17 protein-coding genes are annotated in these 17,199 nt (G+C 36.9%); 12 read left to right on the top strand and 5 right to left on the bottom strand.

The annotated features are described in order from the left end of the window. A complete protein-coding gene (locus COD11_RS15905) occupies positions 1-1,653 on the top strand; it encodes a methyl-accepting chemotaxis protein (RefSeq protein ID WP_098797890.1) in 1,653 nt (550 codons plus the stop codon). A 71-nt stretch (positions 1,654-1,724) separates the two neighbouring features. Here the strand turns inward: COD11_RS15905 and COD11_RS15900 are convergent, their stop codons facing one another. Further along, positions 1,725-1,856 (bottom strand): DUF3941 domain-containing protein, encoded by a 132-nt coding sequence (locus tag COD11_RS15900; RefSeq protein ID WP_098797889.1) that lies wholly within the window; start codon positions 1,854-1,856, stop codon positions 1,725-1,727. 61 nt (positions 1,857-1,917) lie between these two features. Beyond that, complete coding sequence (locus tag COD11_RS15895; RefSeq protein WP_098797888.1) at positions 1,918-2,775, bottom strand: DegV family protein; 858 nt, start codon at positions 2,773-2,775, stop codon at positions 1,918-1,920. 145 nt (positions 2,776-2,920) lie between these two features. On the opposite strand from COD11_RS15895, the gene COD11_RS15890 reads away from it, so the two are divergent. Together COD11_RS15890 and COD11_RS15885 are read left to right on the top strand one after the other, a co-directional pair. After that, positions 2,921-3,763, top strand: coding sequence for a YitT family protein (locus COD11_RS15890; protein ID WP_098797887.1), 843 nt, complete (start codon positions 2,921-2,923; stop codon positions 3,761-3,763). A 4-nt stretch (positions 3,764-3,767) separates the two neighbouring features. Beyond that, positions 3,768-4,250, top strand: a complete 483-nt coding sequence (locus COD11_RS15885) for a BsuPI-related putative proteinase inhibitor (protein ID WP_098797886.1) — start codon at positions 3,768-3,770, stop codon at positions 4,248-4,250. Between the two features lie 15 nt (positions 4,251-4,265). Here the strand turns inward: COD11_RS15885 and COD11_RS15880 are convergent, their stop codons facing one another. The 3 genes from COD11_RS15880 to COD11_RS15875 form a co-directional block, all read right to left on the bottom strand. Further along, positions 4,266-4,460, bottom strand: a complete 195-nt coding sequence (locus COD11_RS15880) for a DUF3813 domain-containing protein (protein ID WP_098797885.1) — start codon at positions 4,458-4,460, stop codon at positions 4,266-4,268. Further along, positions 4,461-4,610, bottom strand: coding sequence for a hypothetical protein (locus tag COD11_RS26915; protein ID WP_176551110.1), 150 nt, complete (start codon positions 4,608-4,610; stop codon positions 4,461-4,463). It abuts the gene before it with no gap. 148 nt (positions 4,611-4,758) lie between these two features. Then, positions 4,759-5,571 (bottom strand): Cof-type HAD-IIB family hydrolase, encoded by an 813-nt coding sequence (locus tag COD11_RS15875; RefSeq protein ID WP_098797884.1) that lies wholly within the window; start codon positions 5,569-5,571, stop codon positions 4,759-4,761. Between the two features lie 166 nt (positions 5,572-5,737). On the opposite strand from COD11_RS15875, the gene COD11_RS15870 reads away from it, so the two are divergent. From COD11_RS15870 to argF, 9 genes are all read left to right on the top strand, one after another. Continuing rightward, positions 5,738-6,505, top strand: a complete 768-nt coding sequence (locus tag COD11_RS15870) for a prolyl oligopeptidase family serine peptidase (protein ID WP_098797883.1) — start codon at positions 5,738-5,740, stop codon at positions 6,503-6,505. A gap of 206 nt (positions 6,506-6,711) precedes the next feature. Further along, positions 6,712-7,020, top strand: coding sequence for a metal-sulfur cluster assembly factor (locus COD11_RS15865; RefSeq protein ID WP_098797882.1), 309 nt, complete (start codon positions 6,712-6,714; stop codon positions 7,018-7,020). 253 nt (positions 7,021-7,273) lie between these two features. Continuing rightward, on the top strand, positions 7,274-8,311 hold the full coding sequence (gene argC, locus COD11_RS15860) for an N-acetyl-gamma-glutamyl-phosphate reductase (RefSeq protein WP_098797903.1): 1,038 nt from the start codon (positions 7,274-7,276) through the stop codon (positions 8,309-8,311). 59 nt (positions 8,312-8,370) lie between these two features. Further along, entirely contained in the window at positions 8,371-9,603 is a 1,233-nt protein-coding gene (gene argJ / locus COD11_RS15855; protein ID WP_269217418.1) for a bifunctional ornithine acetyltransferase/N-acetylglutamate synthase, read from the top strand. An 11-nt stretch (positions 9,604-9,614) separates the two neighbouring features. Next, positions 9,615-10,397, top strand: coding sequence for an acetylglutamate kinase (gene argB / locus COD11_RS15850; RefSeq protein ID WP_098797880.1), 783 nt, complete (start codon positions 9,615-9,617; stop codon positions 10,395-10,397). After that, positions 10,394-11,554: an acetylornithine transaminase gene (locus tag COD11_RS15845; RefSeq protein WP_098797879.1), complete on the top strand. Its 1,161-nt coding sequence runs from the start codon at positions 10,394-10,396 to the stop codon at positions 11,552-11,554. Before argB ends, COD11_RS15845 begins: the two co-directional genes overlap by 4 nt. Positions 11,555-11,674: 120 nt before the next feature. After that, the gene (locus COD11_RS15840; protein WP_098797878.1) at positions 11,675-12,745 is read left to right on the top strand and encodes a carbamoyl phosphate synthase small subunit; all 1,071 of its coding nucleotides are present in this window, start codon (positions 11,675-11,677) and stop codon (positions 12,743-12,745) included. Then, positions 12,738-15,827 carry a carbamoyl-phosphate synthase (glutamine-hydrolyzing) large subunit gene (locus COD11_RS15835; protein ID WP_098797877.1) on the top strand — a complete coding sequence of 1,030 codons (3,090 nt, stop codon included), beginning with the start codon at positions 12,738-12,740 and terminating at the stop codon, positions 15,825-15,827. Before COD11_RS15840 ends, COD11_RS15835 begins: the two co-directional genes overlap by 8 nt. Before the next feature lie 33 nt (positions 15,828-15,860). Then, entirely contained in the window at positions 15,861-16,799 is a 939-nt protein-coding gene (gene argF / locus COD11_RS15830; RefSeq protein WP_098797876.1) for an ornithine carbamoyltransferase, read from the top strand. Positions 16,800-17,199: the final 400 nt, after the last annotated feature.

Raw genomic sequence — 17,199 nt, 5'->3', positions numbered from 1 at the left:
ATGACAATAAAGAAAAAGCTATTAATTAATTCAATAAGTGTACTACTGTTAGCGTTGTTTATGATTGCTTTTATCATTTATAATATGCTGTCTATACAATCATCTACTCAAGATGAAGTACCCAATTTATTAAACATTGAGAAATTACAAGCTGAATTGAATACATCAAAGCAAGGGTTAAATAACTTTTCCGTAACAGCAACAGACGCTCAAAAAGAAGAAGTGTTGCTCAGTATAGCAAAAAGTGACGAATTAATAGCTGATTTAAAAAAGGGGATCACTCACAAAAACAGTGTCGAGACGCTCGAAAAGGCAGTTGCAAAATATGAGCTGTGGAAAGTAGAAGCAAATACGGCGCTTGAGGATAAGATTGGTCCTGAAGCAAAACGTCAATCGGTTCGGATAGACGGAATCTTAAATGACATACATCTACTAAATGAATATGCAAATGAGCAATATACTATTTTACAACAAAATCTACAAAAGCAAATTTCCTTTGTCATTGTTTCAGCAGTAATCGGAAGTATCATTTTAGTGGTACTCAGCTTATTTATTGCGCTTAGAATGACAAATTCAATTACCCGCCCGTTAAAGGCATTATCAAGGAATGCGGAGGAAATTGCAGCAGGAAACCTTGTTATAGAGTCGATTACGTATAAAGGCAAAGATGAGCTTGGTGCTTTAAATACATCTTTTGAGCAAATGGTTGATCAGTTAAGAAGCTTACTAGTTTCTGTTGAAACAGTGAGTAAGGATGTTGAAGGCTTTGCTAAAGATTTAGAAACAGAAAATAAGGGCTTAACTGCTATTACAAATCAAGTGGCAGTTTCCACAAATGAAATGTCAATTGGTACACAGTCTATTTCAAATGATTTGCAGGATGCTGTTTCTTTAATTGAAAGCATGGATAAAGGGTTTAAGGATAACGTGACCCAATCTGAAGAATCTGTTACCTTAGGGACCGAAGCTGTTTCAGCCATTACTTCTGGTCAAGAAGCCATTGAAACTCAGCGTTCATTAATGATGAAAAATCAAGATACAACTCGAAAAATTGATGAAGCAACAATAACGTTTACGAATTATGCAGCTCAAATTGAAGATATGGCAAAAACAGTTTCAGGTATCGCAGATCAAACTAATTTACTAGCTTTAAATGCTGCCATAGAGGCTGCACGAGCAGGTGAGGCTGGAAAAGGATTCGCTGTTGTAGCTGATGAGGTGAGAAAGCTCGCAGAGGAATCAACAAACTCAACAAAACATATTTTTGAGATGGTTGCAAAAATAAAAGAAGGCATTTCTGAAATCACACAATTTGTTCAAGCGGGTGTGTTTATTGCTGAAGAACAAAAAAGCTCAATGGATACGACAACAGACGCTTTTGATAACATCGGTGTTCGTGTGGATGAAATGATGACACGTTTGACATCATTGGTTGAGGGAATGAATTCTTCGAAGCAATTTGGTGAAAAGGTACTTAACAGCGTTGAGAGCATTAGTGCAGTTGTTGAGGAAACGGCAGCAGGTAATGAAGAAATTTCGGCGTCAACAACTGAACAATTGTCTGCTTTTGAGAAAATTGTAAGTAAAGTTGTTACAATGAGAGAATTAACGGATGATTTAAATGAAACAATTGGCAAATTTAAGTTGAAATAAGGAAGAGCCCCTTACATATACGTGAGGGGCTTCCTTTTTATATGTTAAGTTACCATTATGGCAACTATAACTTACAAATGATCTGTTTTTTTAGAGTATTGGCGTTCGCCTTTTTGACGGTTTTTTTCACGCATCATATTTTTTTCATGACGTTTTGCGTTATTGTCTTTTGCTTTTTTATCATTATCACTAGTGTGTGGCATGATGATGCTCCTTTCAAACGAGTGTAAGCTTATCATTCCCACATGCTATAGCGAGTATGTGTTAAAGCTCGTCATTTAAAAAGAATATCGCTAGTGTCCCTGGTCCTGAATGGGCACCAATAACAGCACCTACATAGTTTATATAAATATCCTTAGGTTGAAATTCATCTTGAATCAAAGCCTTTATTTCATTTGCGGATTCCTCATCATCACCGTGACTTATCGCGATTGTTTGATTTTGAAGATTTACTCCACGTTCTTTCATGATTTCAATAATTCGTTTAAATACTTTTTTACGTCCTCGTATTTTCTCAAGAGGGATAAGCTTCCCATCTTCAACATGTAATAATGGCTTAATATTTAATAGTCCGCCAACAAATGCTGAAGCTTTACTAATTCGTCCGCCACGGGCTAAGTATTCAAGATTGTCAACGGTGAAGATATGCTCAACTTTTTGACAATAGGTTTTTACAGCGTTTTCAATTTCTTCCAACGTTTTTCCGCTCTTTGCAAGCTCAACAGCATACTTAACGGCAAGGCCACAGCCAAGAGATGCGCATTTTGAATCAATAATCATCAACCTGAAATCGGGATACTCTTCTAACACTTCATTTCGCATCATCATGGCTGTTTGGTATGTACCTGAGAGTTCTGATGAAAAAGCAACATATAAACAAGGCGTTCCTTTTTTGGCAAGCTCAGTAAAAACATCCTTAAATAATGATGGAGAAATTTGTGATGTTTTAATTAGGGTACCTTGTCGCATTTCTTCATAAATTTGTTTCGGCTTTATTTCTCTTTGATCCTCCAGTTGTTTCCCGTTTAGTTCAACACTTAAAGGAAGAAAAGTAATTGAATTTTCCTGGAAATATTCAATAGGTAAATCAGAAGCACTATCAGCTAAAATGTGAACATTCATTTTAACACCTCATTTAACTTATAATAAGTTCTTTACAATAATTTTAGTTTATCACTCCGGAGCTAAATTACAATCTTTGTGTTCAATTCTTATGAAGATGGGAAAAACTAGACTAAAGAGCCTGAACGACAGGAGGAAAAAATGAATGTTGAAAACAGAAACCATGAAAATCATAGTTGTCATTCTCGGTGCATTATTAAATGCAGTCGGTTTAAATTTCTTTTTAATACCTGCAAATGTTTATTCAAGCGGTTTTACTGGTATTGCTATGCTGATATCGAGGGTACTGGAAGATTACACTCCTTTTTTTATCTCAACGGGAATACTGCTTTTACTTTTAAACATACCTGTTGCCATTTTAGGATGGTTAAAAGTAGGGAAATCGTTTACGTTATATAGTTTTTTTAGTGTAGCTGCAACAACATTTTTTTTAGAGCTTGTGCCCTTATATTCTTTTTCAGAGGATATATTATTAAATGCTGTTTTTGGTGGTGTTATTATGGCCATTGGAGTTGGAATTACGTTAAAGTACGGTGCCTCGACAGGTGGACTAGATATTATTGCGATGGTACTATCACGAATGAAGGACAAGCCTGTCGGAACCTATTTTTTTCTGTTTAATAGCATCATCATCTTGGCTGCTGGATTACTTTTTGGTTGGGAAAAAGCATTATACACATTAGTTTCACTCTATGTTTCCACGCGTGTTATTGATGCTATTCATACAAGACATGAAAAATTAACAGCTATGGTCATTACGAAAAAAGCGGATGTATTAAAAAAAGCGATTCATTCAAAGTTAGTTCGGGGAATAACAATGATTCCTGCTAAAGGTGCGTTTACAAATGAAACGAAGGATATGTTAATCATTGTTATCACAAGATATGAGTTATACGACCTTGAAAAAATTATAAAAGAAGAAGATCCACAAGCATTTACAAACATTGTTCAAACGGCAGGTATCTTCGGCTTTTTTAGAAAGGAGTAATGAAATGAGGATAGCATTTTTCATCTTGGTGATCTTCTTCTTAACGGGTTGTTCTTTAGAAGATAGAAGTGAAGCAGAAAGCATTGTGCCTGAAACAGAGGTAAAAGAAGTGAAGAATGGAGAACTGGATTTGAATGTCTCCATATTTCCAGAGAAACAAACAATAAAATTTATTATTACGTTAATGAACAATACCAATGAAATGAAGAAGATTGAATTTCCTACGAGTCAAAAATATGAAATTGTTATAAAAAATAAAAAGAGTGAAGAAGTGTATCGTTATTCAAAAGGTAAAATGTTTACACAAGCAATTGAAACTGCCTTAATTAAATCAGGTGAAAGTATGGAGTGGGAAGAAATATGGGAATATTCGACACTTTCACCAGGAGTATATACAGCAGAAATCACCATTTTAGCTCCTGAGACAGTAAAGTTAAAAAAAGAAGAGAGTTTTCAAATTAGTGAAGAAGAAAGCGAACCAAAATAGGTTCGCTTTGCTTTGTTACATGCTAGTAAGTGTTTGCTGTAACTCTCGAAGTTGAGCACGTTCAGCATCTGTACAGTTTGCAAAAGCAGAAGATAAGGCATTTTTTGCCTTCATAACTGCTTCCTGTTGATCTCCCTGCTCAGAACCTGTGGATATAGAGTTTGCATAGGCAACTGCTTCACGAGCTTGCTGAAATAATGGATTTGTCACTTATATCCCTCCAAGTGGAGTATCATCTGTTTTACTTTTATGTGCTTCTGATTCAGATAATGTTGAGTGGTAAGGGAACCTCTCATCGTGCTTAGTAACGATATCTTTGCCTTGTTGAACAAAACGTTTTGATTTGTTACGTTTACCCATTGAAAAAGCCCCCCTTTATAATGATGACGCTCTCGTTCGTTGCGTCAAGATTATTGTGTGCGAAAAAGTTGATTATATTAATGGCAATTACTATCTAGATTACAAAAGACTGTTGTCAAAAAATACATAAAACTACCTGTTTAAAGGCTTATAAGCCAAGTGTGTTTTTTAAATAATGGGCAACTCCGTCTTCTTCATTCGTTTTAGTTTCCTTGTTAGCAACACCTTTAAGCTTTGTGATGGCATTTCCCATCGCTACACCTTGTCCTGCGTATGTGAGCATTTCTAAATCATTATCTTCATCTCCGAATGCAATGATACGTTCAGAAGGGATATTATAATAAGAAGAGATTCTTTCCAAACCGATTGCTTTATTCATTCCTGCTCGAATAATTTCAATAACATGCCACGGTGCTGCCCATCTGCGATGATCAACAACTTCAGCATGTACATCTGATAAGTAATTTCTAATTTTTTCAACATCTTCTTCAGCTGCATGAATAAGGATACTCGTTACATCATTCCCTAAATTTTGACGTAAATCACCGATTTTAATATCCGGATTTCCCATACTAAAAACATCGATCATTTTTTCATCATGATAATGAAAATACACATCATCAATAATTTCAGCTAAAACATTATGTAAGTGATGCTCTTCAGCGACATCAATGATTTGCTTTACAACTTCCAAATCTAAAGTGGTATGATAGGTTCCCCAACTATCGTCCTTTGGATGATGAACATATGCACCATTAAAATTGACAATCGGTGTATCTAGGTTTAATTCATCATAATATATGGAGCTTGATCGAAATGGTCTACCTGTTGCGATGCAGACAATATGGCCTGCTGCTTTTGCTTTGCTGATTATTTCCTTAGAGTAAGGTGATATTGTTTTATCATCTTTTAAAAGAGTCCCATCTAAGTCTAAAGCAATTAAAAAAGGTTTCGTTTCCATACAGTCTCCTTTACCATATATGTTTTTTAGGTGATATCCGGTTTATGTAGGCACAATTGCTACTTATAGGGTACACCTATTCAATAACAGTGTATCTTTTTTCCAACTTTAATGTCTACATGTTACACTAACAAAGTGGGAAAATTACTCAGGAGGCGCATAATCATTGATTATTGTTGAAAAATTACATATAGAAAACATTCCAGCCTTACACATCGTTAAACAGTCGCTTCAGGACACAAAAACACCTTTCGTGATTTTTGTACATGGTTTTACAAGTGCCAAAGAAAACAACCTCCACTATGCTTATTATTTAGCCGAAAAAGGTATGAGAGTCATCTTACCTGAGGCTTTATACCATGGAGAGAGAAGCGAGAATTATGACACTAAAGAATTAAGCTTAAATTTTTGGAAGATTGTATTGAATGAAATAAAAGAAGTGAACATAATAAAAGAATACTTTGAACAAAAGCAGCTAATTGATTCAGAACGTATTGGACTAGCAGGTACCTCTATGGGGGGAATTACAACGTTAGGGGCTCTTACTCAATATGAATGGATAAAAGCAGCAGTCAGTCTAATGGGAAGCCCATGTTATACAACGCTTCTAAAAGGGCAACTGTATTCTTTACAACAAAGCGGAGTGGAGGTTCCACTGTCAAATGAAGAAATAGAGGAACAACTAACACATTTACAGCCATTTGACTTGAGCCTGCAAAAAGAAAAGCTTCAAAATCGACCACTTCTCTTTTGGCATGGTGAACGAGATAATGTTGTTCCATTTGCTCCAACCTATCAATTTTACAAAGAAATCATACCAATGTATGAGGCACAACCAGAAAAGCTGAGGTTCATTGCTGACCCATTAGCTGACCACAAAGTTTCCCGAGAAGGCACATTGGCGTTAGTTGAATGGTTTGAGAGGTATCTATAGGTGAATATGAAAAGGTAGTTGCTTTTTAAAATTAGGTTTATCTTTATAGTGGAGCGTAATAGAACGAACTAATTTGAAAGTGCCAATATTCGATTACTTCCTAAATATAAAGTTTACTTAAACAGAAAGAAAGCAGAATTCTTTCTTTCTACTTTCGCTTTTACTATACTCAAAGTACCACGATCTTAAAAGGAGTGCTTACCGAGATGGATGAATCACTAAAAGAAAATATTTATGGTGCGTTAGAAACAGTTGTCGATCCAGAGCTAGGTGTCGATATTGTCAACCTTGGACTTGTTTATGACATTGAAATGGATGAAGAAGGGAAAACAATCGTAACAATGACACTTACCTCAATGGGCTGCCCATTAGCAGGAACGATTGTTGAACAAATCAAAATTGCACTTGATGATATCCCAGAAGTTAAGAGCACAGAAGTAAATATTGTTTGGAATCCACCATGGACAAAAGATAAAATGTCCAGAATTGCAAAAATTGCTCTGGGAATTCAATAAACATAAGAAAACATCAATTTACTCATATGAGTTAGATTGATGTTTTTTTATACACTTTTTTCGTTTCTTTTATGCATATTGATGTATATATATAAATGATGTCATTTCCAACATAAACTGACACAGTCTCAATATGCATAAGAATTAGTTTTAAAATTTAAAAAAATATTATTTATACACTTGATTTTATTTTTATACAAACTTATAATTGAGAAATAATTTAGAAAACGAACTTACTAGAGGGTGTGATTTGGTGAAAGTCGGAATTATCGGGGCCACAGGATATGGTGGAGTCGAATTATATCGTATATTATCCAATCATCCACATGTAGAAGAATGTATCCTTTATTCATCTTCAGAAATGGATGTTCCATACAGTAACACATTTCCACATCTACATGATTTGAGTGATCACATATTAAAAAATATTGATGTGGAAGACATCAAAAAGAATATACATGTATTGTTTTTAGCAACACCTCCTGGGGTTTCAAGGAATTTATCACCACAATTTCTTGACTCAGATGTAAAGATTATTGATTTGTCCGGTGATTTGAGATTGAAGGACCGTAACGAGTATGAGCATTGGTATAAACGTCCTTGTGTAGAAGATGAGGTTCTAGAAAAAACAGTGTACGGGTTGTCTGAATTAAATAAAGAAGAAATTAAGAAGGCAAAACTGCTTGCAAATCCAGGATGTTTTCCAACAGCTACGATATTGGGCTTAGCACCAGTTGTACAGAACAGGATTATTCATGAACAATCGATTATAGTGGACGCGAAAACAGGAGTTTCTGGAGCAGGCCGTAATATCTCACAAGCTACTCATTTTTCTGAAACAAATGAAAATATAAAAATTTATAAAGTTCATGAACATCAACATATACCTGAGGTGGAGCAAGCACTTTTTGCATTAAATGATGAGATAACAGCTATCTCATTTAATACACACCTCATTCCAATGACAAGAGGAATTATGGCGACGATTTATGCTAGTTTACAAGAGTCATATACAACAGAGAGCTTATTAGATTTATATAAAGACTTTTATGCTGCATCACCATTTGTGCGTGTTCGTAAACAAGGTGAGTTTCCTTCAACAAAGGAGGTTTACGGCTCAAATTTTTGTGACATCGGTCTAAAAGTAGATGAACGAACAGGAAGAGTAACGATTGTTGCGGTAATTGACAACTTAATGAAGGGTGCAGCAGGTCAGGCGGTACAAAACTTCAACCTAATGAACGGCTATGAAGAAACAACGGGCTTGTACTTTGCACCTATATATCCATAAGACGATTTGTAAGTGATGAAGAGAATTAGATCATCATGACAACCAGGGAGGAAATAAACGTGCTACAAGCAAAAGAAACATCTAGCATCAAAAAAATTGAGAACGGGTCAATCGTTTCAGCAAAAGGTTTCTCTGCTGACGGTGTTCATGCTGGTTTACGATATTCGAAAAATGATTTAGGTGTTATTTATAGTGAAGTACCGGCGAGTTGTGCTGCTGTATACACTCAAAGTCATTTCCAAGCTGCACCATTAAAGGTAACACAAGAAAGTGTAGCAAAAGAAAACTTATTACAAGCGATTATTGTTAACAGCGCAAACGCTAATGCATGTACAGGTGAACAAGGGTTAAAAGATGCATTTGAAATGAGAGAGCGCTGTGCAAGCCTGTTTAATATCCAGCCTCATTACGTAGCGGTTGCTTCAACAGGTGTTATTGGTGAATTTTTGAAGATGGATAAAATTCGTGCCGGAATTCAGGAGTTAAATCCTCAATGTAGTCAAGAAGCATCAGAGGCATTTCAAACAGCGATCTTAACAACAGATTTGGTTATGAAAAACTCTTGCTACGAAGTAGAAATTGATGGGAAAACAGTAACAATTGGTGGAGCAGCCAAAGGATCTGGAATGATTCATCCAAATATGGCAACAATGCTTTCATTTGTTACAACAGATGCGAATATTGATTCTGCATCCTTGCAAGCACTATTAAGCGAAGTAACTGATAAAACATACAACCAAATTACTGTTGATGGTGATACATCAACAAATGACATGGTTTTAGTCATGGCAAATGGCAAGGCAGATAATCATTCGCTAAATCCAAATCATCCTCAATGGAATGACTTTAAAGCAGCATTTCAATTAGTAAGTGAAGAGTTAGCAAAGCAAATTGCCAAGGATGGTGAAGGAGCAACAAAGCTGATTGAAGTAGAAGTAACAGGTGCTAAAACAAAGCAGGAAGCAAATGTTGTTGCCAAAAAAATCGTTGGTTCAAGCTTAGTGAAAACTGCGGTTTATGGGGCAGATGCGAACTGGGGAAGAATTATTTGTGCCGTTGGATATAGTGAGGCACAGGTTGAACCGGAAAAGATTGATATTTTCCTAGGAGATTTATGCTTGTTCACAAATAACAGTCCACAATCATTTTCCGAAGAATCTGCATCAAACTATTTAAAACAAGATTCAGTGAAAATAACAGTTAACCTGGGAGTTGGGGATCAAGCCGGTAAAGCCTGGGGCTGTGATTTAACATATGATTACGTGAAGATTAACGCAAGCTACAGAACATAAGGGAGATCGTTATGTCAAAAACAGTCGTATTAAAATGTGGTGGCAGTACCGTTCATCAATTATCAGAAACATTCTTCCAAAGTTTAAAAGATCTGGTTTCATCAAATTGGCGCGTCATGATTGTCCATGGTGGTGGTCCAGATATTACAAAGATGCTAAAAGCTCTGGAAATAGAAACTGAGTTCTATAACGGTCAACGAAAGACAACAGATGACGTATTAGAAATTGCTGAAATGGTGCTAGCTGGTAAAATTAATAAACATCTGACAAATCTTCTTCAGCAAAAAGGGTTCAATTCGATCGGAGTATCAGGTACTGACGGTGGACTTTTACAAGCGGAATATTTAGATAAAGAGAATCTGGGATTGGTAGGAAAAGTAACCTCATTTCAAACATCAGTTGTATCTTTATTAATGGATCATGGTTATATACCGGTTGTTGCACCACTGGCACGCACTGTGGCAAACGAGACACTTAATGTGAATGCAGATTTAGCTGCAGCAGCTATTGCAAATGGTGTAGGAGCTGAGAAGTTTTTATTTGTAACAGATGTACCTGGAATTATGGATCAAAATAAGCAGGTTATTGAAACCATTACACCTCAAGAAATTACTGAATTGATTGCAAAAGAGGTCATTACAGGGGGAATGATTCCAAAGGTCGAATCAGCCGTATCGACTTTATCTGACATTTGTCAAGAGGTTATGATTGTAAGTGGAAGCGAGGCCTTTGTTGAGAACGGTATTTTCAAAGGAACAAAAATTGTAAGTGAAGGGGAGGTTTTGCAATCATGAGTTATTTATTCCCTACCTACGCGAGATGGGATGTAACGATGAAAGAAGCAAAGGGCTCATGGGTTACTGATGAGAATGATAAAAAGTATTTAGATTTTATCTCCGGTATTGCTGTTTGTAACTTAGGGCATGCAAATGAGGATGTGACGGCTGCTGTTGCAGAGCAGTTAACAAAGTATTGGCATATGTCTAATTTATTTCATCAGCCAATTCAAGAAGAAGTAGCAAAGCTCTTAGTTGACTCAACTGAAGGAGATGCTGTTTTTTTCTGTAACAGTGGAGCAGAAGCGAACGAAGCTGCAATTAAACTAGCACGCAAGCACACTGGAAAAACAAAGATTGTAACCTTTCTACAATCGTTTCATGGCAGAACGTTCGCAACCATGTCAGCAACAGGTCAGGAAAAAATTCAACAAGGCTTCGGACCCTTGCTTGAAACATTTCAATATTTGCCATACAACGATTCTAATTCGTTAGATGAGCTTGAAGACGATGTAGCAGCAATTATGCTAGAAGTTGTCCAAGGTGAAGGTGGAGTTGTTCCAGCACAACAAGAATTTCTTCAAAAAGTAACGGAAACGTGCAAACGTATCGGAGCATTATTAATCATTGATGAAGTTCAAACAGGTATTGGTCGTACAGGAAAGCCATTTGGCTATCAACATTACGAAATCTCACCTGATATTATCACTTCTGCAAAAGGGCTCGGCAGTGGATTACCAGTCGGAGCAATGATCGGAAAGCAGTCACTAATTGATACGTTCGGGGCAGGAAGCCACGGATCTACTTTTGGTGGTAATCCAATTGCAATGGCTGCTGCAAAAGCAACACTTACCCAAATCTTTGAAGAAAATTTTCTTAAAGAAGTGGAAGAAAAAAGTAACTATCTGCTTGGCAAGTTGAATACTGTAATAGGATCTCATTACCTGGTTAAAGAGATTCGCGGTAAAGGCTTATTACTAGGAATAGAATGTAAGGAACAAGTTGGAGAGATTATTAATCAGCTTAGAGAAAAACAATTACTTGTTTTGCCAGCTGGACCAAATGTGGTCCGATTACTTCCTCCATTAACAGTATCATACGACGAGATCGATTTAGCGATTGAAACAATAGCAGGTGTGTTTTCAACTATCGAGCAATCTGTAGGTGCTCAATAAGATCAGTATTTTTTTTACATGTAATTGAATAAAAATACTAAGTGTTTAATAATTATCCACATGCTAATAGGTGGACGTTTCCACTATTAGAAGAACTATAGACAAACGAGGTGTAAGCAGATGAAAGGATATCTCCATTTAGAGGATGGATCAGTGTATAACGGGATACTTGAACATAGCTCCTCGGAGGACATTAACGGAGAAATTGTATTTTTCACAGGAATGACGGGTTATCAGGAAGTATTAACAGATCCTTCCTATAAAAATCAGATTGTTGTATTTACGTATCCTCTTATTGGAAATTACGGGATTAACATAAGTGATGATGAAAGTAAAAAGCCGCAAGTAAAAGCGGTAGTTATCTATGAAAATACGACAAATTATTCACACTATGAAGCGCAATACAGCTTTAAGGAGTATCTAGAAAAGTGGAATATTCCAATCATTCACCACGTTGACACACGTGCTGTTGTGAAGAAAATTAGAAACCATGGATCAATGGCGGCAACGATCTCAACAACCTTAAACCAAGAAGAACAGCCTTGTGCAATCTTCGAAGATGGAGTTTTTGAGGTTGTGTCCGATCAGCTTGAAACTTATGGTGAAGGTGAAAAACATATTGCTTTAGTTGATTTCGGCTATAAGAAATCAATTTTAACAGCCCTTTTAAATAGAGGTTGTAAGGTAACAACCGTTCCTTTTAAAATGATCGACAAAGTTGCTGATCTTAAACCTAACGGAGTCCTTTTATCAAATGGACCAGGAGATCCAGAGCAACTAGTAAACTATTTTTCACAAATTAAGAAAGTTGTTGCTGCTCACCCAACATTAGGTATCTGCTTAGGTCATCAGTTAATTGCCCTGTCATTTGGTGCAAAAACGAAAAAGCTGCTGTTTGGACATAGAGGGGCTAACCAGCCAGTATATGATGTGAAAACAAACAAAGTGTTTATGACCTCGCAAAATCACAGCTACGTTGTGATTAAAGATAGCTTAAAAGAAACAGAGTTAGATATGCGTTTTTATCATATTAATGATGATTCAATCGAAGGATTATCACACAAGAACTTACCAATTATTACAGCACAATTTCATCCAGAGGCACATCCAGGACCTTCAGATAGTGAATGGATTTTTGATGAATTTTTAGATTTAGTCGCTGCTGCAAAAGGAGATATACTTTATGTCTAAAAACCAATCAATAAAGAAAATCATCGTAATCGGTTCTGGCCCAATTGTGATCGGTCAGGCGGCAGAATTTGATTATGCAGGAACACAAGGATGCTTAGCGTTAAAGGAAGAAGGCTATCAAGTTGTCCTTGTTAATAACAATCCGGCAACAATTATGACAGATGAGGAATTCTCAGATGTTCTGTATTTTGAACCTTTAACAGTTGAAAGCCTAACTAACATTATAAAAAAAGAAAAACCAGATGGTTTACTTGCTTCATTAGGTGGTCAAACAGGACTAAACTTAGCGATGGAACTTCACGAAGCAGGCGTTCTTGAAAAATATGGAGTGCAATTACTAGGTACTTCAATTGAATCAATCCGCAAAGGTGAAGATCGTAACGAATTTCGCCAGTTAATGTACGATTTAAACGAGCCAATACCTGAGAGCTCAATTGTCACCACTCTTGATGAAGCTCTTGAGTTTTCTGGAAAAATTGGCTTCCCAATTATCATTCGTCCAGCTTACACACTTGGAGGAAAAGGTGGCGGAATTGCTTCAAATCTAGAAGAATTTAAGAAGCTTGTAAAAAGTGGATTACATGCAAGCCCTATAACACAATGCTTAATTGAAAAAAGCATTGCAGGCTTTAAAGAAGTAGAGTATGAAATGATACGAGATCATAAAGGTACATGTATTTCTGTATGTAATATGGAAAACATTGACCCAGTTGGTGTTCATACAGGGGACTCAATTGTTGTTGCGCCATCTCAAACGTTAACAGATCAGGATTACCATATGCTAAGAAGCGCAGCAGTTAAGATCGTTTCAGCACTAGGTGTGGTCGGTGGATGTAACATTCAATTAGCTTTAGATCCAAAAAGTAAGCAATACTATGTGATTGAAGTTAATCCACGGGTCAGCAGATCATCTGCTCTAGCATCAAAGGCTACTGGTTATCCAATTGCAAAAATCGCTGCAAAGCTTGCAGTTGGTTATACACTAGAAGAATTAAAAAATCCATTAACAATGAGCACATATGCAAGCTTTGAACCAGCACTTGATTATGTTGTTGTTAAATTCCCAAGATGGCCGTTTGATAAGTTTAACAAAGCGGACCGTAAGCTTGGTACGAAAATGAAAGCAACCGGCGAGGTTATGGCCATTGAACGTAATCTTGAGGCTGCTCTTCAAAAAGCTTGTGATTCATTAGAATTAGATAACATCGGAACACATCTTCCGGAGTTAGTGACATTATCAACTGATGAAATCATTAACTTAATGAAAAAGACTGATGATCGTAGATTCTTTGCTGTAATGGAGCTGATTAGAAGAGGAACCACAATTGAGGAAATTCACGAAATGACAGAAATGGATCTTTATTTCCTTTCATCTTTCAAAAAGATTGTTGATCTTGAGAACCAGCTTAAAGGAAAGTCTCTTGAAACACTAGAAGCTGATTTAATAGCTGAAGTAAAAGAAAAAGGTTTCTCAGACCGTACAATCGCATCACTTTTAAATGCTCCTGAGGCAAATGTTCGCAAGCTTCGTCTTGAAGCAGGAGTGAAGGCTTCTTATAAATATGTTGATACATGTGCAGCAGAATTTGAAGCACGTACAAACTATTTTTACTCCACGTATTTTGGAGAAAACGAACAGCCTGAACTGTCAGATAAGAAAAAAATCTTAATTATCGGTTCCGGTCCAATTCGTATCGGTCAAGGAATCGAATTTGATTATAGCGCAGTACATGGAATTAAGGCTCTTAAGCAATTAGGTTATGAAGCAGTCATGATCAATAATAACCCAGAAACAGTAAGTACAGATTTTGAAACAGCTGATCGCCTGTACTTTGAACCAATAACCCTTGAGCACGTGTTAAACATTGTGGATTCAGAAGGGATCGATTCTGTTATTGTTCAATATGGTGGGCAAACAGCGATTAACCTTGCTGAGCAGTTAGAAACGGCAGGAGTTCAATTATTGGGTACTGACACGGAAACTCTTGATTGGTTAGAGGATCGTGATAAGTTTTATCAAATATTAGATAACCTATCCATTCCACATGCTGCTGGTTTAACAGCAAACAATGCAGAAGAAGCATTAAAGGGCGCTAGTGAAATTGGCTTCCCGCTTTTATTAAGACCTTCTTATGTTATTGGTGGAAAAGGAATGGTTGTTGTTCATAACGAAGCAACATTAGCTAAGCTTCTTTCGGAAAATACAAATATGATTTATCCCGTATTGATCGATCAATTTGTTCAAGGCCTTGAAGGTGAAATAGACCTGATTTCTGACGGTGAAGAAGCATTTATTCCAACATATATTGAGCATGTTGAGCCAGCGGGCGTTCACTCAGGTGACAGCTTAGCCATTTTACCATCTCAAAATTTAACGGATAAGAATAAACAGGTGATTGCGGATTATGCTAATGCCCTTGTAAAAAAGCTTAACTATCGCGGCATTATGAATATTCAATTTTTAGTAAATGGTGAAAACATTTACGTGCTTGAGGTAAACCCGCGTGCAAGCAGAACTGCACCAGTTATTAGTAAAGTAACAGGTATTCCAGTAATTAAGCATGCAACACATTTATTGTGTGGAAAAAAATTAAAAGAACTGCAAATTCAGTCATCAGAACAGTCGAATATGGTAGCTGTTAAGTACCCAGTCTTCTCAAGTCATGCTCTTCATGATGTTGATATCACATTAGGACCTGAAATGAAAGCAACAGGTGAAGGAATGTGTGTGGGCAAAGATATAAAGAGTGTTTACCGTAAAATTTTCAAAAAAGAGCTTGAAAATGTGACAAGTGTTTACTTTGATATAGAAAATGAAAAGGCGATTAAGATTGCAAAAGAAGCAGGTCTTAACGTAGTAACAAGTGATTATCAAACATGGGTTGAGGGAGAAAAGGGGATTTTTGTATCCCTAGTTGATAGTGAAGAAGCAAAGCTAGAACGACAGCAAGCTTTAGAAAAAGGAATGATTCTATTTACAAACCTTGCTACGTACTATGCTTGTATTAATAGCCTCTTTGCATTGGATGAGGATGTATCTTCTATTCAACAACTCACGAAGCCATTAGTAAAGAACTCATAAAGAGCAAGTGGAAATGAAAGGAAGTGGGCAAGAGTGAGTTTAAAGCTAAAAGAAAAAACGATACAAAAAAGAGATTTTTTAACTTTACTTGATTATAGCCAGCAGGAAATTCTAGACTTAATTGAAGATGCTTTTAAGTTAGAAGAAAATCCGCTTCAGCCAGTGTTACAAGGTAAAACACTAGCAATGATTTTTGAGAAATCGTCAACAAGAACTCGTGTGTCGTTTGAAACAGGAATGCTTCAATTAGGAGGTCATGCTTTATTTTTAAGCAGCCAAGACCTTCAACTAGGCAGAGGAGAGCCTGTATCAGACACAGCAAAAGTATTGTCAGGATATGTAGATGCCATCATGATTCGTACATTTGGTCATGATAAAATTGAAGAATTAGCTAAGCATGCAAGCATTCCAGTTATCAATGGATTAACAGACCTTTTCCATCCTTGTCAGGCACTTGCTGATTTAAAAACGATTTACCGTCTGAAAGAGAAATTCGTTGGCGTAAAAACAGCTTACTTAGGTGATGGAAACAATGTTGCACACTCTCTTATGATTGCTGCTGCTAAAGTAGGAATGGACTTTTCCTTAGGTTGTCCAAAAGGATATGAACCAAACCAAGCTGTGGTGGAAAAAGCTCAGGCACTTGCTGCTGAGACAGGTGCAAAAATTACAATCACAAATGACCCGGTTGAAGCGGTGAAAGATGCCGATATCATTTATACAGATGTATGGGCGAGTATGGGGCAAGAAAGTGAACAACAAGAACGTCTTGTTGCATTTAAAGACTTCCAAGTAAATGATGAACTCGTAAAGCATGCAAAGAAGGACTACAACTTCCTGCACTGCTTACCAGCACATCGTGAAGAAGAAGTAACAGCATCCATTATCGACGGCGAGCATTCAGCTGTGTTCGAACAAGCAGAAAACCGTCTGCATGTTCAAAAGGCATTGTTGGTAAAATTGTTGGGGTAATACTTATATAAAAAGGCGTGTTAACTTGTTTTAGTTAACACGCCTTTTTTGGGGATTTGGGAGTAGATGTTGAGAGCAGAGAAAGGTGTTTTAATAATAGTGTGAATCTGACAAGAAAAGGGATTGAAAGGAGAGATGTGTCTCAATACTGTGGAATCGGGACAGAAACAGGGAGGGATGAGAGGAATGAGTCTCGATACTGAGGGGATCGGGACAGAAAAAGGGAGGGGGCAGAGGGATGAGTCTCGATACTGCGGGAATCGGGACAGAAAAAGGGAGGGATGAGAGGGATGAGTCTCGATACTGAGGGAATCGGGACAGAAAAAGGGAGGGGGCAGAGGAATGAGTCTCGATACTGCGAGAATCGGGACAGAAAAAGGGAGGGATGAGAGGAATGAGT

This window comes from Bacillus sp. AFS040349 (assembly GCF_002577655.1).
Taxonomy (GTDB): Bacteria; Bacillota; Bacilli; order Bacillales; family Bacillaceae; genus Metabacillus.
This window is presented reverse-complemented; position numbering and strand designations above follow the sequence as displayed.

Coding starts and splice junctions, on each gene's coding strand:
- COD11_RS15885 (WP_098797886.1), top strand. CDS start 3,768: ATGAGGATAGCATTTTTCATCTTGGTGATCTTCTTCTTAACGGGTTGT.
- COD11_RS15845 (WP_098797879.1), top strand. CDS start 10,394: ATGAGTTATTTATTCCCTACCTACGCGAGATGGGATGTAACGATGAAA.
- COD11_RS15890 (WP_098797887.1), top strand. CDS start 2,921: ATGTTGAAAACAGAAACCATGAAAATCATAGTTGTCATTCTCGGTGCA.
- COD11_RS26915 (WP_176551110.1), bottom strand. CDS start 4,610: ATGGGTAAACGTAACAAATCAAAACGTTTTGTTCAACAAGGCAAAGAT.
- COD11_RS15875 (WP_098797884.1), bottom strand. CDS start 5,571: ATGGAAACGAAACCTTTTTTAATTGCTTTAGACTTAGATGGGACTCTT.
- COD11_RS15905 (WP_098797890.1), top strand. CDS start 1: ATGACAATAAAGAAAAAGCTATTAATTAATTCAATAAGTGTACTACTG.
- COD11_RS15840 (WP_098797878.1), top strand. CDS start 11,675: ATGAAAGGATATCTCCATTTAGAGGATGGATCAGTGTATAACGGGATA.
- COD11_RS15895 (WP_098797888.1), bottom strand. CDS start 2,775: ATGAATGTTCACATTTTAGCTGATAGTGCTTCTGATTTACCTATTGAA.
- argB (WP_098797880.1), top strand. CDS start 9,615: ATGTCAAAAACAGTCGTATTAAAATGTGGTGGCAGTACCGTTCATCAA.
- COD11_RS15865 (WP_098797882.1), top strand. CDS start 6,712: ATGGATGAATCACTAAAAGAAAATATTTATGGTGCGTTAGAAACAGTT.
- COD11_RS15900 (WP_098797889.1), bottom strand. CDS start 1,856: ATGCCACACACTAGTGATAATGATAAAAAAGCAAAAGACAATAACGCA.
- COD11_RS15835 (WP_098797877.1), top strand. CDS start 12,738: ATGTCTAAAAACCAATCAATAAAGAAAATCATCGTAATCGGTTCTGGC.